The sequence below is a fragment of the Pseudomonas quebecensis genome (assembly GCF_026410085.1).
In the GTDB taxonomy this organism is placed as follows: domain Bacteria; phylum Pseudomonadota; class Gammaproteobacteria; order Pseudomonadales; family Pseudomonadaceae; genus Aquipseudomonas; species Aquipseudomonas quebecensis.
On record NZ_CP112866.1, the window covers coordinates 5,219,464 to 5,240,035 of the forward strand.

Sequence of the window (20,572 nt, forward strand, 5' to 3'; positions counted from 1 at the left end):
TTGGGTCAGTACCAGCGTGCGATCAACCGCGAGTGGCCTGAGCAGTCGGCATCGCCGGCTTACTGCGCCAGTGCGGCAGCGAGTTCCAGTAGCGCTCGCCCTTGGCATCGTCGTACATGCCTTCCCAACGGGAAATCACCAGTACCGCCAGGGCGTTGCCGATCACGTTCAGGGCGGTACGCGCCATGTCCATCACACGGTCGACACCGGCAATGAACGCCAGGCCTTCGAGCGGAATGCCCACACTGCCCAAGGTGGCCAGCAGCACCACGAAGGACACACCCGGTACGCCGGCGATGCCTTTGGAGGTGACCATCAGGGTCAGTACCAGCATCAATTGCTGACCGATCGACAGGTCGATGCCATACAGCTGGGCGATGAAGATCGCGGCGATGCTCTGATACAAGGTCGAACCGTCGAGGTTGAACGAGTACCCGGTCGGCACTACAAAGCTGCAGATCGCCTTCGGCGCGCCGTAGGCTTCCATCTTCTCGATCACGCGTGGCAACACCGTTTCGGAACTGGCGGTGGAGTAGGCGAGCACCAGCTCATCCTTGAAGATGCGCATCAGCTTGATCACCGAGAAGCCGAACAGGCGCGCGATCAGGCCCAGGACCACGAAGGCGAAGAACAGAATGGCGACATAAACCAGGATCACCAGCTTGGCCAGCGGCAGCAGCGAGGCGAACCCGAAGTTGGCCACGGTCACGGCGATCAGGGCGAATACACCGATCGGCGCGTACTTCATGATCATGTGGGTGACTTTGAACATGCTCTCGGACACGCCCTGGAACATCGTGACCAGCGGCTCGCGCAGTTCTGGCTTGAGGCTCGACAGGCCCAGGCCGAACAGCACGGAGAAGAAGATGATCGGCAGCATTTCACCACGGGCGACGGCGGCGAAAATGTTGGAGGGGATCAGGTTGAGGATGGTCTGGATAAACGCATGCTCGTGCTGCACCTCGGCGGCAGTCGCCTGGTACTTGGAAATGTCCACGGTACCCAGGGTACTCATGTCGATCCCGGCACCGGGATGGAACAGGTTGGCCAGCAACAGGCCGACCACGATGGCGATGGTGGTGACCACTTCGAAGTAAAGGATGGTTTTGACGCCGATGCGACCGAGTTTCTTCGCATCGCCGACACCGGCAATGCCGACGATCAGCGAGGAAATCACAATCGGGATCACGATCATCTTGATCAGGCGGATAAAGATATCGCCCGCCGGCTGCAGCACATTGCTGATCCACCAGGCCTTTTCGGCACTGAAATGGTTGAGCACTGCGCCGATTGCGATCCCCAGTACCAAACCGATGAGGATCTGCCAGGCGAGGCTTAGCTTTGCCTTCTTCATGTCATTACCCTTACTTCAAGTGGACTTAAGGCAAATGCGCCAGCTGGAACGCTCGAGAGCGAAAAAGTGTGAGCATCCGCCTCCATGGAAGGTCGCCGCCCGATGGCCGAAATGGCTTATTGGCAGGCGAAAAAAGGCGCAACTATTCCCATGCAAGGGGGCGACGTCTAATGCCGTAAACGCCTACCCTATGCCGAATCGGCATGGCTTTTTGCAATGATAACTGTCCGAACGGTCAGTTCAAATGCGACATATTGCCCGTTGAATATGCCGTAAAACGGCCAAACCAGGCTTATGCAGGGATGAAGGAGGGGTTGGATCGGTCGGCACAAATGCCTGGGAATTCAGCTGTCTGGTGTCGGAAATGTCCTATACACCCGGCAAAACTTTCTCGATAGATGGTCAACGCGACACACTCAGTAATGGTTGAGAGCGAGCAAAACCAAAATAAGCGGCTATGGGCGGCATAAGGCACGCAGGACGCTGTAAGCCCGCCGCAAGTTCAGCAAGTCGATGACTTGTGAACTTGCGTCGCAGCTTTTCACCTGACCCGGCCCTTGCGCAGGCACTCCCTGTACCCGTAGGTCACGCCGATCCCAATCGATCAGAGCGACCCGGCCCCCTGGTCATGCACGGCTCTTGTCGAATCGTGCAGCTAGAAAGAAGCGAGGGGCTTCTTTCTATGGACGCCGGCTCCGACTGCGGCAGCGCCGCAGGCGAAACCTAGTACCAATTCGGATCTTTCTTAAGCTGTTCCATCAGCAGTTTTTGCATGCCTTCGTCCGGCTTACCGATAAAACGGTAATCGGCATGCCGCGTAGGGGATTTGTCCGCCGGCAGGCCGGCAGGCACTTCCACCAACATGGCGTAGGCGTCTTCCTTGTCGAAGCTGAAAGCAACGATCAAGCGCTTGTTCAGGCAGGTGTCAGCGGTTTCGCAGAGCGGCCCGACCAAGTACTTATCGCCATCTTCTTCAACGGCGTTCATCTGTTCAGCCGTACCGGTCAGGTTCATTACCCATTCCGGCAAGCGCTCTTCTTTCTTCACCACGCCTTGCCAGGTTTCACGGTATTGCGGATCCGCGCTGAGCAATTCGTTGGCCCGCGTCTGGCCATCATTGGCGGCCATCGCCAGACCGCTGCCGCCCAGCAACAGGGCGGCAACAATGGCTTTGAGAGACAAAGTGCTCATATTCAGCCTCGGCCGCGACGACCAAAGAAGAACGAAGCAATGAACATCACCAGGAAGACGACAAACAGGATCTTGGCGATACCGGTTGCGGTGCCCGCGATACCACCGAAGCCCAGCACTGCAGCAACAATGGCGATGATCAGAAATGTGATTGCCCAACTCAACATGGTGATTCTCCTTACGCTTCTATTAGAGGTTACAGCGGTCATGCCGTACGGACGCCCGGTGCGGACGACCGCTTGTTTTGCTTAGAAAACCCACCGTTCCTGGGCTGGCAGCTGATCCAGGGTTGAATCCTGATCAGCCACTCGCAATTGCTTGACGCTGACCTCACCCGCAACACTGGCAACGGGACGGCCCTGCATCGAACTGAAATGGGTCTGCATCATGGCCGGACGCTCGAATACTTGGGCTTGCTGCTGACTCTCCTGCCAATGCTGAATCTGCTGGCCTGCAATCAACGTGACCATCAGGGCCAGGCTGGCAAACAGACCTTGCTGCAAGCGCAGTGGCGATACACGCAATTGGCTGAGGGTTTGGCGAGTCATGCTGCTGTTCTCCCGCATTCTGATTATTCATTCATGACGCTCTTGTGAGGGGATATTGCAGAGCCCATGCCAGGTCTTTAACAAAATAAAACCTTTTAAAATCAGCAGGTTATAGATTCATGCTCGATGACAAGGCCAGCATCCTGCACGATGCCCCCCTATAGGCCGTGCGAAATGCACGATGGTCAGCGGTCGGATCAACGGATAGAAAGCGGGGCCGTTGATGCCCAATTGAGCGCAAGGCGGGAAAACCCAGGCTGATCTCGCCCGTTGTAAGAAGATGCGCAGATACCTGCACGACGTTGCCGTTTATCGATCAGAATAAACCATGCAACTTGCCCGATTATTCCGGGACTAAACACCATCATTTATCAGTTAAGGAGCGTGGGACAGATGGAATCAGCCAAGGAACTTCAAGGCCGCATTCTTTTAGTGGATGACGAGTCCGCGATCCTCCGCACCTTCCGTTATTGCCTGGAAGATGAAGGCTACACCGTCGCCACCGCTAACAGCGCCGCCCAAGCCGACGCGCTGATGCAACGCCAAGTGTTCGACCTGTGCTTCCTGGATCTGCGCCTGGGCGAAGACAATGGCCTGGATGTACTGGCCCAGATGCGCATACAGGCGCCATGGATGCGCGTGGTGATCGTGACGGCGCACTCTGCCGTGGACACCGCTGTGGATGCCATCCAGGCTGGCGCCGCTGACTATCTGGTCAAGCCCTGCAGCCCGGACCAACTGCGTCTGGCTACGGCCAAGCAATTGGAGGTGCGCCAACTCTCGGCTCGCCTGGAAGCGCTGGAAGGCGCCGTGCGCCAGCCCAAGGACGGCCTCGACTCCCATAGCCCGGCGATGATGGTGGTGCTGGAAACCGCGCGCCAAGTGGCCGGCACAGACGCCAACATCCTGATCCTCGGCGAGTCGGGCACCGGTAAAGGTGAACTGGCGCGGGCCATCCACGGCTGGAGCAAACGCTCGAAGAAGTCCTGCGTGACCATCAACTGCCCTTCGCTGACCGCCGAATTGATGGAAAGCGAACTGTTCGGCCATAGCCGCGGCGCGTTTACCGGCGCCAGCGAAAGCACCCTGGGCCGGGTCAACCAGGCCGACGGCGGTACGTTGTTTCTTGACGAGATTGGCGACTTTCCCCTCACGTTGCAGCCTAAACTCCTGCGCTTCATCCAGGATAAGGAGTACGAGCGCGTGGGCGATCCGGTGACCCGGCGCGCCGATGTGCGCATCCTCGCCGCCACTAACCTGAACCTGGAAGACATGGTGCGCGACGGCCGCTTTCGGGAAGACTTGCTGTACCGCCTCAATGTCATCACGCTCCACCTGCCGCCGCTGCGTGAGCGCAGTGAAGACATTCTGACTCTCGCCGACCGCTTCCTGGCCCGCTTCGTCAAGGAATACGCACGGCCCGCGCGGGGGTTCAGCGACCAGGCACGTGAAGCGCTGCTCAACTACCGCTGGCCGGGTAATATCCGCGAGCTGCGCAACGTGGTGGAGCGCGCGAGCATTATTTGCCCGCAGGAAAAGGTTGAAATCAGCCACTTGGGGATGGCCGAGCAACCGACCAACAACGCTCCGCGCATCGGTGCCGCGCTGAGCCTGGATGAGCTGGAAAAAGCCCACATCGGCGCCGTACTGGCCACCAGCGACACGCTCGATCAGGCGGCCCGCACCCTCGGCATTGACGCGTCGACGCTGTACCGCAAACGAAAACAGTACAACCTGTGAGCTGTACCTTATGAAGTTAGCGATGAAGCTGCGGACTCGGCTGTTCTTGAGTATCTCGGCGCTGATCACCGTCGCCCTGCTTGGATTGATCCTGGGCCTGGTCAGCGTCATGCAGATGGCCAAGACCCAGGAGTCACTGATCCGCAGCAATTTCGTCACCCTGGAACTGGGCCTGAAGCTGCGCCAGAGCCTGGGCGACCAGTTGATCCTGATGCTCGACGAACGCCCCAATCCAAAAGCCCTGGAGGCCTCCAAACAGCAGTATTTCGAACTGTTGGACGAAGGCATCGCCCATGAGCGGCAGGACGGCATGACCAGCGGATTCAGCCAGGCGCGCAGCGACTACCTGAATTTCCTCAAGGCCTTCGACGAATCCCAACCGGCCTCGCTGATCAGCGGCAATAACGACAAGCTCACCCAGACATTCAACGTGCTGCGCAACGGTTTGATCGCCGAGCACAAGCGCGCGCTGGAAGCCATCAATACCAGCGAGCGCAAATCCCGCGACCGCGCGCTGCTGATCGCTGGACTGATGGGCCTGGTGGGCCTTGCGGTGCTGATCATCGGTTTCGTGACTGCCCACGGAATCGCACGGCGCTTCGGCGGCCCCATCGAAGCGCTGGCCAAGGCTGCCGATAAAATCGGCCAGGGTGATTTCGAAGTCACACTGCCGATCTCGTCAGCGGCGGAAATGAACCAGTTGACCCGGCGCTTCGGGATCATGGCCGAGGCATTGCGCCAGCACCAAGCCACCAATGTGGACGAATTGTTGGCCGGCCAGCAGCGCCTGCAGGCGGTGCTCGACAGCATTGATGACGGCCTGTTGATGATTGACCGCCAAGGGCGCCTGGAACACCTCAACCCGGTTGCCCAACGCCAGCTGGGTTGGGACGAAGAACGCCTCGGCCAGGGCCTGGGAGAAGCGCTGTCGCGCCCGGAGCTGGATGAACAGCTGCACCTGGTGCTGCGCGGCGGCAACCTTGAGCGCGCGCCGGAAGATCTTGAAGTGGAAGTCGAGGGTGAGCTGCGCCTGCTGACCTACAGCCTGACGCCGGTGAGCCACACTCAGGGCCACATCCTTGGCGCGGTAATGGTCATGCACGACGTGACCGAGCAACGCGCCTTCGAACGTGTGCGCAGTGAGTTTGTGCTGCGCGCCTCCCATGAGCTGCGCACCCCCGTGACCGGCATGCACATGGCGTTCGGGCTGTTTCGCGAGCGCGCCAAATTCCCCGCCGAGTCCCGTGAAGCGGACCTGCTGGATACGGTAAACGAAGAAATGCAGCGCTTGATGCAATTGATCAACGACCTGCTCAACTTCTCGCGCTACCAGAACGGCCTGCAGAAACTCACCCTCGGCCCCTGCGAGATTCCCGACCTGTTGGAACATGCCCGCGGGCGCTTCATTGAGCAGGCCAACGCGCAGCACATCGAACTGCTCATAGAAGCGCAGCCCGACCTGCCACGACTGTACGCCGACCGGGCGCAATTGGAGCGGGTGCTCGACAACCTGTTGGCCAACGCCCTGCGCCATACGGCCGACGGAGGCCAGATTCGCCTGCAGGCACGCCGTCATGGCGAGCGGGTGATTATCAGCGTCGAAGACAATGGCGAAGGTATTGCCTATGGGCAGCAAGGCCGCATCTTCGAGCCCTTTGTGCAAGTGGGCCGCAAAAAAGGCGGCGCCGGCCTGGGGTTGGCGCTATGCAAGGAGATCGTGCAATTGCACGGTGGCCGCATGGGCGTGTATTCGCGACCGGGGCAGGGCACTCAGTTCTACATGGCGCTGCCGCTCTAAGGGTCAGCGCTGGCTGAGGGCACGCAGGATCGCCGCACTTTCAGCATCCGGCGTGCCGTCGAACAACGCTGGCCGGAAATGCATCTGGAACGCCGCCAGCACATGCCGCGTGGCCACATCCAGTTCACCCGTTTGCGGGGTCTGGTAGCCCAGGCGAGCCAGCTCTTCCTGGAACCAGGTGATGCTTGGCAAACCCGCAGCGTACTGCAGCTTGAACCGCGCTACTGCCTGCGCATCCGGCCACATACCCAGCCCTTCATCGGCCAGGCGCTTCCACGGGAACAGCGGCCCCGGGTCGAGCTTGCGCAGCGGCGCTATATCGCTATGGCCGATGATATTTTTCGGGTCGATGCCGTTGCGTTTGCTGATGTCTTTGAGCAGCACGATCAACGCTTTCACCTGCGCGTCCGAATACGGGTACCACAGGCGCCCTGTCGGCGTATCCGTGTAACCGGGGTTCACGATCTCAATACCGATGGAGCTGGAGTTGAGCCAGGTGCGGCCCATCCATTCACTCTCACCGGCGTGCCAGGCGCGCTGGCTTTCATCCACCAGCTTGTAGATGGTTGCCGAAGCGTCATCGCCGATCAGGTAATGGCTGCTCACTTGCCCGTGGGTCAACAGGGCCAGGGAACGTTCAAGATTGGCCGAGGTGTAGTGGACGACCACGAATTGCACGCGGTTGTCATAGTTGACCGAAGGGTGGCTGGTATTCAGGCGCGGGCCGCTGGCGCAACCGGCGAGCAGAAGAACCGCAAAGGCGAAACAAAGGGATTTCATGGCGGAGAACAGTACACTGAAGACGATAATGCAACAGTGTAACGTACCGCTTGAGGCGCAGCGGGCAATTTACACAGAAGGAACATCTTAAGCCGCCTGCACCTGATTGCGCCCCGCCGCCTTGGCTCGATACAACGCTTCATCGGCACGCTTGAGCGCCAACTCACTGCGCTCGCCAGACTGCAACTGCGCCACGCCCATCGAGACCGTGACCGTCACCCGTTCGCCCTTGAAGTGGAACGGACAGGCCTGAATCGCCTCACGCAATCCTTCCCCCACCGCCAAGGCGTCGGCCAGGGACGAGTCGGGCATCAGCAACACAAACTCTTCACCGCCAAAACGCGCGATAAAATCGTTAGGCCGCAGACGTTTGCTCAACACGCTGGCGATGATCTTCAACACCTTATCGCCGGCCAGGTGGCCGTAGCCGTCGTTGATGCGTTTGAAATGGTCCAGGTCCAGCATGGCCAGTGAAAGGTTGTTGCCGCGCTGGTGCCACGCATTGATTTCGTGGTCCAGGCGCTCGCTCCAGGCCGCGCGGTTGGGCAAGCCGGTCAGGGGGTCGATCAGGGCTTTCTGGCGCTGCACTTCCAAGTGCTCACGGTAGCCTTGAGCTTCCTGCTCCATGTTGGCGACCCGCTCGGCCAAGCCTTTGAGGCGCGCCGCCACTTCCTGCTCGCGCTGGTCGCGTTGTTGCTGGTGCTGGTCCATGGTGCCCAGCAGACCCTCCAGATGGTTCTCCAGCAGTTGCTTGAGGCTGTCCAGGTCGGCGGCGTCCTGCACGCTGCTTTGCAGGCCGTCGACCTGTTCGCGAATCTGCGTATCCAGCTCCCGCGCGGCGCAGTTACTGTCGGCGTGTTCATCAGTGGCGACCTTCAAGTGCCCCTGGAAAGCTTCCAGGCGTTCATTGAGCCGCTTGAGATAAGCCTCGAACTCATGCTGGCCACTGTCGGTAATCGCCAGCATCAGGATCGCCAGATCATCCAGGATCGGCAGCAGCTCGTACCAGTTCAAGCCGTTGGCCAAGCGCTCGCGCAGGGCTTCGGCCTGGGGTCGATGACGCTCCGGCAGGTCCAGCTCTTCGAGCAGGCCAATCAACGTGTCTTCGATGTGCTTGGCCACGGAGCTGTAGGAAGGCTCCGGAGAATCCGGTAACGCATACTGGGCGTCCGCTTGCAGCTCGTCGGGGTCGAGCGACTCGACACTCAGCACAGGAGGAAGCGAGAGGCTACCGATAGCGGTTTCCTGCGGCGCCTCAGGTGCATCGTGCTCGTCTATAAAAGCGGCGAGGGCGCTTTCAGAGGGCGGCGCTTGCGTCGGCGATTCCGGGAGCTGCGCGGGTGTCGCGACAGCGTCGGGAGGCTGCGCCACTGCGTTGGCTTGGACCGGAGCCTCGTAAATAAACGTTTCGCCAGTGACGTGGGCAGGCTCGGCTGGCGTATCGGCAGCGGGTTCTGCGGCAGCAGCTTGCGGCGCAAAGGCACGCAAGGCTTGAGTCAATTCCTCGGATTGCTCCGACTCCTGGGGCTCAACGGGAACCTGGGGCACGGCAGGGGGTGCCGCGGCGGGCGAGGCAGGCTCGCCGGCGGCAGGCTCACTGACGGCTTCCTTGGTACCGAACAACCGCTGCAGAAGCCCAGGCCCGGGCCGCGCGATTTCGCCATCCGGCTCCAGATTATCCAGCGCCTGCCCCTGCAGCCCGCTCAGTTCGCTGAGCAACAGGGGGATCTCCCGAGCCTGGCCGACACGACTGTCCAATTGCTTGGCAAAGGCTTTCAGCGGGCGCGCCACTTCGCGGGGCAGCGGTAATTTCTGTAACTGCGTGACCAGCGCGGTGAGCGCGGTATTCATCTGCTCCACCCGCGTCTCGCGGCGCTGCTCCGAGTCCAGCACGGCCTTTTCGAGGCGCGGCAGCAAAGCCGCAAGGGAGGCGTCCATGTCGTCGGTGCGCACCACGTCACGCATTTCCTTCATGCACTGGTCAACGGCGCGATCGGTGCCTTCCGCCGCCAGAGTGCTGCGTACCAGCCCCCGGCGCAGCAAGTCCAGACGTGCGGCCCAGCGGCGCTCGAGCTTTTCTTGTTGCTCAACGCTTAACAGGTATTTTTCTTTCCAGCGCTGGGCATCGTCGCTCATGCAAGAGGTCCGCGAGGGCCTGGGCTCAACGCGGGCAATGCATCCGCCGTGAGCGAACCCGGCAGACGTATTTCTACCGCGACCGGCAGGTGATCGGAAATGGGCTGCGCCAGCACCTGCACGCTTTCAAGCGTGAGGGTAGGGCTGAGCAGGATATGGTCAAGACAGCGTTGCGGGCGCCAGCTCGGGAATGTGGCTTCGGCCTGTGGCGCCAGCAAGCCGAGGTCACGCAGCGGGGAATTCAAAAGCAGATCGTTGGCATGGGTGTTCATGTCCCCCATGAGCACCTGATGCTTGTAGTTGCCGATCATGTCGCGCACATAGGCCAGCTGCAGATTGCGCGTCCGCCCCCCGAGCGCCAGGTGCATCATGACCACGACCAGGGCTTCCGGTCCTTCGCCGAAACGCACAAGGATCGCACCACGCCCCTTGGGGCCTGGCAGCGGATGGTCTTCGATAGCGGACGGTTTGAGGCGGCTGAGCACGCCGTTGCTATGTTGCGCCAGACGCCCGAGGTTGCGATTGAGTTGCTGGTACCAATAGGGAAACGCCCCAAGCTTGGCCAGGTGTTCCACCTGGTTGATGTAGCCGGAGCGCATGCTGCCGCCATCGGCCTCCTGCAGCGCCACCAGGTCGAAATCGCTCAGCAGGTCGCCGATCTTCTGCAGGTTGCCGGCCCGCCCGTTGTGCGGCAGCAAGTGCTGCCAGCCACGGGTGAGGTAGTGTCGATACTTCTCGGTGCTGTTACCGACTTGGATATTGAAGCTGAGCAGGCGCAGGCGGCTGTCTGCCGCCAGGCCCGTGGATTCCAGATGATCCTCATTGACCCGCGCATCATGCAGGCCAACGACGCGTTCGGTACCCCAGCGGCGCATGACAGGCCCCTTACTTGGCTGCGCGCTCTTTGGCGATCAGCTGGTCGGCGACGTTGAGGGTCTGTTCAGGACCACCGGTGGAGCCCAGGTCGAAACGGTATTTGCCGTTGACGATCATGGTCGGAACGCCTTGCACGCCGTACTTCTGCGCCAGCTCCCTGGCCTGTTTGATCTGGCCCTGGATGGCGAAGGAGTTGAAGGTGGCCATGAACTTGTCTCTGTCGACACCCTGAGTGGCAACGAAGTCAGCCATGTCATCAGGTTTGGTCAGGCGCTTGCCTTCTTTCTGGATAGCATTGAACACCGCATTGTGGACCTTGTGCTCAACACCCATGGCTTCCAGGGTCAGGAACAGTTGGCCGTGGGCGTCCCACGGGCCGCCGAACATGGCCGGAATGCGCTTGAAGTTAACGTCTTTCGGCAATTTTTCAACCCATGGGTTGATGGTCGGTTCAAAAGCGTAGCAATGCGGGCAGCCGTACCAGAACAGCTCAACCACTTCGATCTTGCCCGGCACCGAGACTGGCACTGGGTTGGCCAATTCAACATAGGTTTTACCGGCTTCAAGCGGCACGTCGGCAGCTTGCGCGGTCATGCCGAAAAGGCTGGCAGTGACGAGAGCGGCGCTGAGGATCAGATTACGCATGCTTTACTCCTGGACAAATAAAGTCGCCTCACGCGACCTTGTTGTGACCGGTCTACGCGGGCATGAGTTCGTTAGTGTAACGGCAGCGGCCACAAAAAAGGGCGGCCAAAGCCACCCTTTTTATGCTTGCATCGCTGTATTAATCGAGCGTTAACGTCGCCGCGTCGATCAGTGCAGGCCCTGGATGTAACTGGACACGGCCGCGATGTCCTCGTCGCTGAGCTTGCGGGCGATGGTGCGCATGGTCATCGCATCGCCATCGTTGGCACGGCCGGCTTCTTCCTTGCGGAAATCGGTCAGTTGCTTGGCGATGTACTGCGCGTGCTGGCCACCCAGATGTGGGAACCCGGCGGCGGCATTACCCGCGCCATTGGGCGAGTGGCAACCGGTACAGGCCGGCAGGCCTTTGTCCAGGTCGCCGCCACGGAACAGCTTCTCCCCGCGCGCCACCAGCTTCGGATCGGCAGCTCCCACACTGCCTTTCTGGCCGGCGAAATAGGCGGCGAGATCCGCCAGGTCCTGATCGCTGAGGTTGGTCAGCAAGCCGGTCATTTCCAGCACCGTGCGCTTGCCGCTCTTGATGTCCTGCAACTGCTTGGTCAGGTAACGTTCACCCTGGCCGGCCAGCTTGGGGAAGTTCGGCGCCGGGCTGTTGCCATCCGGCCCGTGGCAAGCACCACACACGGCGGCTTTCGCCTGGCCCGCAGCAGCGTCGCCTGCAGCATGGGCCACACCGGTGATGCCCAGGGTCAACAGCAGACTCACGATCAGTTTGTTCATCAGCTAATCCAACTACGGCTAAGGGGTTTAAGAGTTATCTACCGGGTCTACTCACCATCAACTCAATGACGGCCTGGTAGTCCTCAGTACTGCAGTCCATGCACAAACCACGCGGCGGCATTGCCTTGAAACCCTGTGTCACGTGCTGCACCAGCGTGTCCATGCCTTGCGCCAGTCTTGGCGCCCAGGCTGCCGCGTCACCCCGCTTCGGGGCGCTCGGCAACTGGCCAGCATGGCAAGCCCCGCAAACTCGGTTGTACAGCGCCTCCGGATCCTGTGTAGCCTGCGCGCCATAAAGCGGTATCAGGGCTCCGAACGCGAGCAACCAGCGGGTCATACGTCGACCCATTCAGGGTTTGAGAGCGTTTTGCGTTCTAATGCGCAATAAAGGTCTATCGCTCCCGTGAACTTCATCCTTCGCTGGGACAAAGCACACACAAAATCTGCGGCATTATATACTGGCGCTACTGAAACGGAAACGACACCGCTTGCCGCACCCTTTTTCGGCACCGCCCACATCGGAAATCTCATGCAACTCAAGAATCCCATCCTCGGCCTGTGCCAACAGTCCACGTTTATGCTCAGCGCTGCCAAAGTTGACCAATGCCCCGATGACGAAGGCTTCGAAGTCGCCTTCGCCGGCCGCTCCAATGCCGGTAAATCCAGCGCCCTGAACACCCTGACTCACGCCAGCCTGGCGCGCACCTCGAAAACCCCGGGTCGCACGCAACTGCTCAATTTCTTCAAGCTAGACGATGATCGGCGTCTGGTCGACCTGCCGGGCTACGGTTACGCAAAAGTACCTATCCCGTTGAAGCTGCACTGGCAGCGTCACCTGGAGGCTTATCTGGGTGGCCGGGAGAGTTTGAAGGGCTTGATCCTGATGATGGACATCCGTCATCCAATGACCGACTTCGACCTGCTGATGCTCGATTGGGCCGTTGCCAGCGGCATGCCGATGCACATTCTGTTGACCAAAGCCGACAAGCTGACCTACGGCGCCGCCAAGAACACATTGCTCAAAGTGCAATCCGAAATCCGCAAGGGTTGGGGCGACACGATCACCATCCAATTGTTCTCCGCCCCTAAGCGCCTGGGCTTGGAAGAGGCTTACACCGTTCTCGCGGGCTGGATGGAATTGGCCGACAAGGGCGCGGAAATCGCCGAATAACTTTTCTGCAGGCAAAAAAAACCCCGGACTTCTTATGGGGAGGGGAAGTTCGGGGTTCAAGTTCCGGACCGCTAGGGCGGGGCCCAGATATCTGCCAACACTTAACACAACATAGGAGCATTGAAGGGCTTCACCACCCATTCAGTAACTCTGAGTGGCAGTTCACAGGTTAAGTTCCGGGGTGCTCGAAAACTATTGGAAATAACTGTCAGGCGTTTCCGACATAAGGCGCATCGCCACCGCGCAGGGTGGTGGCAACGCGTCGACAATCAATGTGCTTCGTCCCAGTTATCGCCCACACCTACTTCTACCAGCAGCGGCACATCCAGTTGCGCCGCCGCGCTCATGTGCTCGCGGATCTTCTCGCTGACTTGCGGCACCAGATCCTCACGCACTTCCAGCACCAGTTCATCGTGCACCTGCAGGATCACCTTGGCATCCAGGCCCGAATCGGTCAGCCAGTTGTCCACCCGCACCATGGCTTTCTTGATGATGTCCGCCGCGGTGCCTTGCATCGGCGCGTTGATCGCGGTGCGTTCCGCCGCCGCGCGCTCCTGCGGTTTATTGGAGTTGATGTCAGGCAGGTATAGCCGGCGTCCGAAAAAGGTCTCGACATACCCTTGATCGGCCGCCTGGGCACGGGTGCGCTCCATGTATTCGCGCACGCCCGGGTAGCGGGCGAAGTAGACGTCGATGTAAGCCTTGGCGGTCTTGGTATCAACACCGATGTCCTTGCCCAGCTTCTGCGCACCCATGCCGTAGATCAGGCCAAAGTTGATCGCTTTGGCGCTGCGACGCTGGTCGGACGTGACCGCATCCAGCTCGACCTTGAACACTTCGGCTGCCGTGGCCGTATGCACATCCAGGTTATGGCGGAAGGCATTCATCAGCCCTTCGTCCTTGGACAAGTGCGCCATGATTCGCAGCTCGATCTGCGAATAGTCCGCCGCCAGCAGCTTGTAGCCCTTGGGCGCGACAAACGCCTGGCGGATGCGCCGCCCCTCGGCGGTACGCACGGGAATGTTCTGCAGGTTCGGGTCGCTGGAAGACAGTCGCCCGGTCGCTGCGACCGCCTGTTGATAAGACGTGTGGATGCGCCCGGTGCGCGGGTTGATCTGCTGCGGCAGGCGATCGGTGTAGGTGCTCTTGAGTTTGCTCATGCTGCGGTACTGCATCAGCACCTTGGGCAGCGGGTAATCATCTTCGGCCAGCTTCGCCAGCACTTCTTCAGCGGTGGAGGCCTGGCCTTTGCCGGTTTTCTTCAGCACCGGCAGCCCGAGTTTTTCATAGAGAATCGCCCCCAGTTGCTTGGGTGAACCGAGGTTGAACGCCTCACCGGCGATCTCGTACGCCTGGCGCTCCAGCTCCACCATCTTATTGCCCAGCTCGATACTCTGGACACCCAGCAGGTCGGCATCCACCAAGGCACCCTGGCGTTCGATGCGCGCCAACACCGGGACCAATGGCATTTCGATATCCGTCAGTACATCGGCCAGGCTCGGGATAGCGGCCAGCTGCGCGTGCAGCGCCTGGTGCAGACGCAGCGTTATATCCGCATCTTCGGCGGCATAGGGGCCAGCCTGCTCAAGCGCAATCTGGTCGAACGTGAGTTGCTTGGCGCCTTTGCCGGCGATGTCCTGGAAGCTGACGGTGTCGTAGTCCAGGTATTTCTTCGCCAGGCTGTCCATATCGTGGCGAGTCGCGGTGGAGTTGAGCACATAGGATTCGAGCATGGTGTCGAACGCGATGCCGCGCACCGTGATGCCATGCGCGGGATCACCGCCGATGGCGCAGTTGGCCAGGATGTTCATGTCGAACTTGGCGTGCTGGCCGACCTTGAGCTTGTTCGGGTCTTCCAGCAGCGGTTTCAGGGCCAGCAGCACGGTGTCACGATCCAGTTGCTGCGGCGCGCCGATGTAGGAATGAGTCAGCGGGACGTAGGCCGCTTCGTGGGGTTGCACGGCAAAGGACACACCGACCAACTGCGCCTGATGGGCGTCGACCCCGGTAGTTTCGGTGTCAAACGCAATCAACGTCGCAGCGTCGAGCTTGCGCAACCAGGCGTCGAATGTGGCCTGGTCAAGAATGGTGGTGTATACCGCCTCGACGGGGGCGATGACCACTGCGTCCGCCACCGCTGCAACGGCAGGTATGACTTCGGTCGAAGCCTTGAGCTCGACACGCTTGGCGTCGCGCTGCACTTCGTCGTACCAGCTCTTGAATTCCAGCAGGGTATACAACTCCAGCAGCTTGTCCCGGTCCGGCTCGATCAGGTGCAGGTCGTCCAGGCCGACATCAAGGGGTACATCGATCTTGATGGTCGCCAATTGGTAGGAAAGAAACGCCATCTCCTTATGTTCTTCCAGCTTGGCCGGCAGGTTCTTGGCCCCACGGATCGGCAGCGTCGGCACCATATCCAGCTGTTCATAAAGTTCTTTGAGGCCGCCATTGACACCCACCAGCAGGCCGGAGGCGGTTTTGGGACCGATGCCGGGAACCCCGGGGATGTTGTCGGACGAGTCCCCCATCAGTGCCAGGTAATCGATGATCTGCTCGGGAGCGACGCCAAATTTCTCCTTTACGCCCTCCACGTCCAGGGCGCTACCGGTCATGGTATTGACCAGGGTAATGTGCCCGTCGACCAACTGCGCCATGTCCTTGTCACCCGTGGAGATCACCACCGGGCGGTCAGCGGCCGCACTGCTGCGCGCCAGGGTGCCGATCACGTCGTCGGCCTCGACGCCTTCGACACACAGCAACGGGAAGCCCAGGGCGATCACGCTCTGATGCAGCGGTTCGATCTGCAGGCGCATGTCGTCGGGCATGCTGGGGCGGTTGGCCTTGTATTGGGCGTACATGTCATCGCGAAAAGTCCCGCCCTTGGCGTCGAACACCACCGCGAACGGGCTGTCCGGGTACTGTTTGCGCAGGCTCTTGAGCATGTTCAACACGCCCTTGACCGCACCGGTCGGCAGGCCTTTGGAGGTGGTGAGCGGAGGCAACGCGTGGAAGGCGCGGTACAGGTAGGACGAACCGTCCACCAGGACGAGGGGGGCTTGGCTCATGTGCAGGATCAACCTTTTCGGCGGGTCAGGCGCTAGAATAGCCGGACCAATGAAAACAAAGGGACAAGGTTATCATGCGTACATTCAATCGCCTGCTGTTGACCGGCTTGATTGCACTCGCTCCGATGGCTGCCATGGCGGCGGACGATGCGCCCTCGGGCGACCCGGAAGTCACCATTCGCACGGAAGGCGACAAGACCATCCAGGAGTATCGCCAAAACGGTTTTCTGTACGCCATCAAGGTGACTCCGAAGGGAGCCCCTCCGTATTTCCTGGTGCGCGCGGACGGAACCGACGCGAACTTCATCCGTTCTGACCAGCCGGATATGCTGATCCCGTCATGGAAGATCTTCGAATGGAAATGATTTCTTAACTTCAATCGGCGCCGCCCACCGCGGCGCCCGTACTGGCAGTTTTAACCATGTCTGTGTTTACCCCCCTGGCTCGGCCCGAGCTGGAAACCTTTCTTGCCCCCTACGGGCTCGGCCGCCTGCTTGATTTCCAGGGGATTGCCGCCGGTAGCGAAAACACCAACTTCTTTATCAGCCTGGAGCAGGGCGAGTTTGTCCTGACCCTGGTCGAACGTGGCCCGGTGCAGGAGATGCCGTTCTTCATCGAGTTGCTGGACGTGCTCCACGACGCCGACCTCCCCGTTCCATACGCCCTGCGCACCGCCGACGGCGTGGCCCTGCGCGAACTGGCCGGTAAACCGGCCCTGCTGCAACCGCGTCTGGCCGGCAAGCACATCAAGGACGCCAATGCCCAGCACTGCGCCCAGGTCGGCGAACTGCTCGGCCACCTGCACTTGGCGACTCAGGGTGACAAGCTGCTGGAGCGCAAGACCGATCGCGGGCTGGACTGGATGCTCAGCGAAGGCAAGCAGCTGATTTCTCACCTCAATAACGACCAGCAGCGCCTGCTGCAGGCCGCGCTGGATGAAATCACTGCGCATAAGGCGCAGATCCTCGCCTTGCCTCGCGCTAACGTGCACGCGGACCTGTTTCGCGACAACGCGATGTTCGAAGGCACGCACCTGACCGGTCTGATCGACTTCTACAATGCCTGCTCGGGCCCGATGCTGTACGACGTGGCGATTGCCCTGAACGACTGGTGTTCGGACGCTGAGGGTGTGATCGACGTCCCCCGTGCCCGCGCACTGCTGGGTGCCTATGCGAGCCTGCGGCCCTTTACCGCCAAGGAAGCCGAACTGTGGCCAACCCTGCTGCGGGTGGCGTGTGTACGCTTTTGGCTGTCGCGCCTGATCGCGGCCGAGTCGTTTGCCGGGCAGGATGTTCTCATCCACGATCCCGCCGAGTTCGAGCATCGCCTGGCGCAGCGTCAGCAGGTCACCGTCCACCTGCCATTCGCACTCTGAGGAGCAGCCCGGTCGAACATGCGGGAGGGCGCGAACCTTTCCCGCATATGATCGTCGCTGAGGCTTACAACGACTCCAGGCACCCCGCCAAGTCATTGCCCAGCTTTTCCAGCACCTGCTCATAACCTTGCGCAGTCGCAGGGGTGTAACCACCCAACGCGTCCAGCTCCGCCAGTTTCACCGGCAGACCTGCCACCAGGGTTTCAGCCAAACGCGGACGCAGCGGGGGCTCGCTGAACACACAAGTCTTGCCCACCTCCTGCAACCGCGTACGCATCGCTGCGACGTGCTGGGCGCCCGGCTGAACCTCGGCCGCGACGCTGAACACGCCCGCATGCTTGAGGCCGTAAGCGGCTTCGAAATAATCGAAGGCTTCGTGGAAGACGAAGTAGGGTTTGTCGCCGATCCCGGCCAGACGCGCCTTCAGGCGCGCATCCAACGCATCCAGGCGTGCGGCGAAAGCCTTGGCGTTGCTCTGATAACGCGCGGCGTTGGCAGGGTCGGCGCTGGCGAGGTCGGACGCCATGCGCGCGGCAATCACGCGGGCGTTCACTGTCGATAGCCACAGGTGGGCATCCACACTGCCAGGACGATGATCGTGGTCATGCTCGTCGGCTTCGTCGGCGTGAGAATGGCTGTCTTCGGCGAAACGGCGCAATTGCATGCCCGGCAGGTCCTGCACGGCCACGGTTGTGGCTGTACGATTTTTGAGCACGCGAGGCAGGAAGGTTTCCATGTCCGGCCCGATCCAATACAGCAGATCGACCGACTGCACGCGCCGTACGTCGGATGGGCGCAAAGCAAAGTTATGCGGCGACGCACCCGGCGGCAACAGCACCTCCGGAACCGCCACGCCGTCCTGTACCGCTGCGGCGATCAGCTGCAATGGCTTGATGCTGGTAAGCACCTTGACCTCGGCCTGAGCAGCGCCGACAACGAATAAACTGGTGACAAATACGACAAAAACGGGAAAAAGTCGGGACACGATGACCACTCAATGGCGTAGGAACGGGTAACATAATAACGTCTCTATCAAATATCTGTCGCCGCTCATGCCTATAACACCGCTTGCCAGCCGTCCCCACGACCACTCTCACTGCGTGCACACCGCGCTGTCGGAGGCCGATGCGCTGTGCGCACGCCAGGGCCTGCGCCTGACCGCCCTGCGGCGGCGCGTGCTGGAACTGGTTTGGCAAAGCCACAAACCGCTGGGCGCCTACGACATTCTCGGCGTGCTCAGCGAACAGGACGGTCGACGCGCCGCGCCGCCCACGGTGTACCGCGCACTGGATTTCCTGCTGGAAAACGGCTTGGTTCACCGCATCGCCTCCCTCAACGCGTTTGTCGGCTGCAACCACCCGGAGCATGCGCACCAGGGTCAGTTCCTGATCTGCCGGGTGTGCCACGCCGCTATCGAACTTGAACAAAAAACCATCAGCGATGCGATTATCCACAGCGCCGCCGAGGTTGGCTTTCGGGTCGAAGGGCAAACGGTCGAAGTCGTCGGCCTGTGCTCTGGCTGCCAGGGGGCTTGATGAGCAACGCGTTGATTCGCCTGGAGCAGGTCGGCGTCACGTTCGCCGGGCAAAACGTGCTGGATAACATTGCGCTGAGCGTGGAGCCGGGGCAGATCGTCACCCTGATCGGCCCCAATGGCGCCGGCAAGACCACCCTGGTGCGCGCCGTGCTCGGCCTGCTCAAACCCGACAGAGGCAGTGTGTGGCGCAAGCCCAGACTGCGCGTGGGCTATATGCCACAGAAACTGCATGTGGACCCGACCCTGCCATTGTCCGTGTTGCGCTTCCTGCGCCTGGTGCCGGGTGTGGACCGTGCCCGCGCCCAAGCCGCACTCAAGGAAGTCGGTGCCGAACAGGTGATCGACAGCCCGGCGCAGAGCATCTCCGGTGGCGAAATGCAACGCGTGCTACTGGCCCGCGCCCTGCTGCGCGAGCCGGAACTGTTAGTGCTCGACGAACCTGTGCAAGGCGTCGATGTCGCCGGCCAGGCGGAGCTCTACAGCCTGATCACTCGCCTGCGCGACCGCCATGGCTGCGGCGTGCTGATGGTGTCCCACGATCTGCATCTGGTCATGAGCACCACCGACCAAGTGGTATGCCTCAACCGCCATGTGTGCTGCTCCGGCCACCCGGAACAGGTCAGCGGCGACCCGGCATTTGTCGAGCTGTTCGGCAAAAACGCGCAGAGCCTGGCGATTTACCACCACCATCACGACCATGCGCATGACCTGCATGGCGCGGTGGTCGATGACCCGAGCACGTCTCATACCCACGTTCATGGAGATAGCTGCAAGCATGGCTGATTTTCTGCTCTACGCCCTGCTGGCAGGCTTGGCTCTGGCACTGGTCGCGGGCCCTTTGGGCTCGTTCGTGGTCTGGCGGCGCATGGCCTATTTTGGCGACACCTTGTCACACGCCGCGCTGCTGGGCGTGGCGATGGGTTTTCTGTTGGATGTGAGCCCGACCATCGCCGTGACCGCAGGCTGCCTGCTGCTCGCGGTGCTGTTGGTGACGCTGCAACAACGCCAGCCGCTGGCTTCAGACACCCTGCTGGGGATTCTGGCACCGAGCACCTTATCCCTGGGCCTGGTGGTACTGAGCTTCATGCACGAAGTGCGCATCGACCTGATGGCTTACCTGTTCGGCGATCTGCTGGCGATCAGCCCCACCGACCTGGCCTGGATCCTCGGCGGCAGTGCGATGGTGCTGGTGTTGCTGGTGACGCTGTGGCGCCCGTTGCTGGCGATCACCGTGCATGAAGAACTGGCCAGGGTCGAAGGCCTGCCGGTGCCCGCGCTGCGCATGGCTCTGATGTTGCTGATCGCGGTGGTGATTGCTGTCGCGATGAAGATTGTCGGCGTATTGTTGATCACATCGCTGCTGATCATTCCCGCCGCCGCCGCCCAGCGTCATGCCCGCTCGCCGGAGCAGATGGCGATCGGCGCCAGCCTGCTGGGGATGCTTGCAGTGTGTGGGGGCCTGGCGTTGTCGTGGTTCAAGGACACTCCGGCCGGACCGTCGATCGTGGTCACCGCCGCCGCCCTGTTTCTGCTGAGTTTTGTCCTGCCCCGTCGAGGGGTGTAGACTTGCTCGCTT

20 protein-coding genes are annotated in these 20,572 nt (G+C 60.9%); 8 read left to right on the forward strand and 12 right to left on the reverse strand.

What is annotated here, in order from left to right; all coding sequences use genetic code 11:
* Positions 1-22: 22 nt before the first annotated feature.
* The 4 genes from gltP to OSC50_RS24170 form a co-directional block, all read right to left on the reverse strand.
* Positions 23-1,354: a glutamate/aspartate:proton symporter GltP gene (gltP, locus tag OSC50_RS24155; protein ID WP_181077386.1), complete on the reverse strand. Its 1,332-nt coding sequence runs from the start codon at positions 1,352-1,354 to the stop codon at positions 23-25.
* Between the two features lie 723 nt (positions 1,355-2,077).
* On the reverse strand, positions 2,078-2,545 hold the full coding sequence (locus OSC50_RS24160) for an inhibitor of vertebrate lysozyme family protein (protein WP_181077387.1): 468 nt from the start codon (positions 2,543-2,545) through the stop codon (positions 2,078-2,080).
* Positions 2,546-2,547: 2 nt separating this feature from the next.
* On the reverse strand, positions 2,548-2,712 hold the full coding sequence (locus tag OSC50_RS24165) for a DUF1328 domain-containing protein (protein ID WP_003170804.1): 165 nt from the start codon (positions 2,710-2,712) through the stop codon (positions 2,548-2,550).
* An 81-nt stretch (positions 2,713-2,793) separates the two neighbouring features.
* Positions 2,794-3,093, reverse strand: coding sequence for a hypothetical protein (locus OSC50_RS24170; protein WP_253509884.1), 300 nt, complete (start codon positions 3,091-3,093; stop codon positions 2,794-2,796).
* Between the two features lie 393 nt (positions 3,094-3,486).
* Here OSC50_RS24170 and algB point away from each other — a divergent pair, with 393 nt between their 5' ends.
* Together algB and OSC50_RS24180 are read left to right on the forward strand one after the other, a co-directional pair.
* A complete protein-coding gene (gene algB, locus OSC50_RS24175; RefSeq protein ID WP_124384508.1) occupies positions 3,487-4,833 on the forward strand; it encodes a sigma-54-dependent response regulator transcription factor AlgB in 1,347 nt (448 codons plus the stop codon).
* 10 nt (positions 4,834-4,843) lie between these two features.
* Positions 4,844-6,631, forward strand: a complete 1,788-nt coding sequence (locus OSC50_RS24180) for a KinB sensor domain-containing domain (RefSeq protein ID WP_181077390.1) — start codon at positions 4,844-4,846, stop codon at positions 6,629-6,631.
* Between the two features lie 3 nt (positions 6,632-6,634).
* Here the strand turns inward: OSC50_RS24180 and OSC50_RS24185 are convergent, their stop codons facing one another.
* From OSC50_RS24185 to OSC50_RS24210, 6 genes are all read right to left on the reverse strand, one after another.
* Positions 6,635-7,411, reverse strand: a complete 777-nt coding sequence (locus OSC50_RS24185; RefSeq protein ID WP_253509883.1) for an N-acetylmuramoyl-L-alanine amidase — start codon at positions 7,409-7,411, stop codon at positions 6,635-6,637.
* An 87-nt stretch (positions 7,412-7,498) separates the two neighbouring features.
* Complete coding sequence (locus OSC50_RS24190; RefSeq protein WP_266245276.1) at positions 7,499-9,547, reverse strand: GGDEF domain-containing protein; 2,049 nt, start codon at positions 9,545-9,547, stop codon at positions 7,499-7,501.
* Complete coding sequence (locus OSC50_RS24195; RefSeq protein ID WP_181077395.1) at positions 9,544-10,422, reverse strand: endonuclease/exonuclease/phosphatase family protein; 879 nt, start codon at positions 10,420-10,422, stop codon at positions 9,544-9,546. The genes OSC50_RS24190 and OSC50_RS24195 overlap by 4 nt, the downstream gene beginning before the upstream one ends.
* Positions 10,423-10,432: 10 nt before the next feature.
* Positions 10,433-11,068 (reverse strand): thiol:disulfide interchange protein DsbA/DsbL, encoded by a 636-nt coding sequence (locus tag OSC50_RS24200; protein WP_181077397.1) that lies wholly within the window; start codon positions 11,066-11,068, stop codon positions 10,433-10,435.
* A gap of 168 nt (positions 11,069-11,236) precedes the next feature.
* Positions 11,237-11,848, reverse strand: a complete 612-nt coding sequence (locus OSC50_RS24205; RefSeq protein ID WP_181077399.1) for a c-type cytochrome — start codon at positions 11,846-11,848, stop codon at positions 11,237-11,239.
* 34 nt (positions 11,849-11,882) lie between these two features.
* On the reverse strand, positions 11,883-12,185 hold the full coding sequence (locus OSC50_RS24210) for a c-type cytochrome (RefSeq protein ID WP_181077401.1): 303 nt from the start codon (positions 12,183-12,185) through the stop codon (positions 11,883-11,885).
* Between the two features lie 192 nt (positions 12,186-12,377).
* Here OSC50_RS24210 and yihA point away from each other — a divergent pair, with 192 nt between their 5' ends.
* Positions 12,378-13,019, forward strand: a complete 642-nt coding sequence (gene yihA / locus OSC50_RS24215) for a ribosome biogenesis GTP-binding protein YihA/YsxC (protein WP_078046252.1) — start codon at positions 12,378-12,380, stop codon at positions 13,017-13,019.
* A 269-nt stretch (positions 13,020-13,288) separates the two neighbouring features.
* Here the strand turns inward: yihA and polA are convergent, their stop codons facing one another.
* Positions 13,289-16,084, reverse strand: coding sequence for a DNA polymerase I (gene polA, locus OSC50_RS24220; RefSeq protein ID WP_181077404.1), 2,796 nt, complete (start codon positions 16,082-16,084; stop codon positions 13,289-13,291).
* A gap of 74 nt (positions 16,085-16,158) precedes the next feature.
* Here polA and OSC50_RS24225 point away from each other — a divergent pair, with 74 nt between their 5' ends.
* Both OSC50_RS24225 and OSC50_RS24230 read left to right on the forward strand, forming a co-directional pair.
* Entirely contained in the window at positions 16,159-16,449 is a 291-nt protein-coding gene (locus OSC50_RS24225; protein WP_017528747.1) for a DUF2782 domain-containing protein, read from the forward strand.
* Between the two features lie 56 nt (positions 16,450-16,505).
* The gene (locus OSC50_RS24230; RefSeq protein ID WP_253509881.1) at positions 16,506-17,459 is read left to right on the forward strand and encodes a homoserine kinase; all 954 of its coding nucleotides are present in this window, start codon (positions 16,506-16,508) and stop codon (positions 17,457-17,459) included.
* A 64-nt stretch (positions 17,460-17,523) separates the two neighbouring features.
* On the opposite strand, the gene OSC50_RS24235 is transcribed toward OSC50_RS24230, so the two are convergent.
* A complete protein-coding gene (locus OSC50_RS24235; protein WP_253509880.1) occupies positions 17,524-18,453 on the reverse strand; it encodes a zinc ABC transporter substrate-binding protein in 930 nt (309 codons plus the stop codon).
* A gap of 58 nt (positions 18,454-18,511) precedes the next feature.
* On the opposite strand from OSC50_RS24235, the gene zur reads away from it, so the two are divergent.
* From zur to znuB, 3 genes are read left to right on the forward strand one after another with little or no spacing between them, the layout of a single operon-like run.
* A complete protein-coding gene (gene zur, locus OSC50_RS24240; protein WP_181077409.1) occupies positions 18,512-18,994 on the forward strand; it encodes a zinc uptake transcriptional repressor Zur in 483 nt (160 codons plus the stop codon).
* Entirely contained in the window at positions 18,994-19,779 is a 786-nt protein-coding gene (gene znuC, locus OSC50_RS24245; RefSeq protein ID WP_266245267.1) for a zinc ABC transporter ATP-binding protein ZnuC, read from the forward strand. Before zur ends, znuC begins: the two co-directional genes overlap by 1 nt.
* Positions 19,772-20,560: a zinc ABC transporter permease subunit ZnuB gene (znuB, locus tag OSC50_RS24250; protein ID WP_034101706.1), complete on the forward strand. Its 789-nt coding sequence runs from the start codon at positions 19,772-19,774 to the stop codon at positions 20,558-20,560. Before znuC ends, znuB begins: the two co-directional genes overlap by 8 nt.
* Positions 20,561-20,572: the final 12 nt, after the last annotated feature.

Bases quoted from the DNA above. Each gene is read 5' to 3' on its own strand.
- zur (WP_181077409.1), top strand. From the start codon at position 18,512: ATGCCTATAACACCGCTTGCCAGCCGTCCCCACGACCACTCTCACTGC.
- znuC (WP_266245267.1), top strand. From the start codon at position 18,994: ATGAGCAACGCGTTGATTCGCCTGGAGCAGGTCGGCGTCACGTTCGCC.
- OSC50_RS24195 (WP_181077395.1), bottom strand. From the start codon at position 10,422: ATGCGCCGCTGGGGTACCGAACGCGTCGTTGGCCTGCATGATGCGCGG.
- OSC50_RS24160 (WP_181077387.1), bottom strand. From the start codon at position 2,545: ATGAGCACTTTGTCTCTCAAAGCCATTGTTGCCGCCCTGTTGCTGGGC.
- OSC50_RS24190 (WP_266245276.1), bottom strand. From the start codon at position 9,547: ATGAGCGACGATGCCCAGCGCTGGAAAGAAAAATACCTGTTAAGCGTT.
- znuB (WP_034101706.1), top strand. From the start codon at position 19,772: ATGGCTGATTTTCTGCTCTACGCCCTGCTGGCAGGCTTGGCTCTGGCA.
- yihA (WP_078046252.1), top strand. From the start codon at position 12,378: ATGCAACTCAAGAATCCCATCCTCGGCCTGTGCCAACAGTCCACGTTT.
- algB (WP_124384508.1), top strand. From the start codon at position 3,487: ATGGAATCAGCCAAGGAACTTCAAGGCCGCATTCTTTTAGTGGATGAC.
- OSC50_RS24170 (WP_253509884.1), bottom strand. From the start codon at position 3,093: ATGACTCGCCAAACCCTCAGCCAATTGCGTGTATCGCCACTGCGCTTG.
- OSC50_RS24205 (WP_181077399.1), bottom strand. From the start codon at position 11,848: ATGAACAAACTGATCGTGAGTCTGCTGTTGACCCTGGGCATCACCGGT.
- OSC50_RS24165 (WP_003170804.1), bottom strand. From the start codon at position 2,712: ATGTTGAGTTGGGCAATCACATTTCTGATCATCGCCATTGTTGCTGCA.
- polA (WP_181077404.1), bottom strand. From the start codon at position 16,084: ATGAGCCAAGCCCCCCTCGTCCTGGTGGACGGTTCGTCCTACCTGTAC.
- OSC50_RS24225 (WP_017528747.1), top strand. From the start codon at position 16,159: ATGCGTACATTCAATCGCCTGCTGTTGACCGGCTTGATTGCACTCGCT.
- gltP (WP_181077386.1), bottom strand. From the start codon at position 1,354: ATGAAGAAGGCAAAGCTAAGCCTCGCCTGGCAGATCCTCATCGGTTTG.
- OSC50_RS24230 (WP_253509881.1), top strand. From the start codon at position 16,506: ATGTCTGTGTTTACCCCCCTGGCTCGGCCCGAGCTGGAAACCTTTCTT.
- OSC50_RS24210 (WP_181077401.1), bottom strand. From the start codon at position 12,185: ATGACCCGCTGGTTGCTCGCGTTCGGAGCCCTGATACCGCTTTATGGC.
- OSC50_RS24180 (WP_181077390.1), top strand. From the start codon at position 4,844: ATGAAGTTAGCGATGAAGCTGCGGACTCGGCTGTTCTTGAGTATCTCG.
- OSC50_RS24185 (WP_253509883.1), bottom strand. From the start codon at position 7,411: ATGAAATCCCTTTGTTTCGCCTTTGCGGTTCTTCTGCTCGCCGGTTGC.
- OSC50_RS24200 (WP_181077397.1), bottom strand. From the start codon at position 11,068: ATGCGTAATCTGATCCTCAGCGCCGCTCTCGTCACTGCCAGCCTTTTC.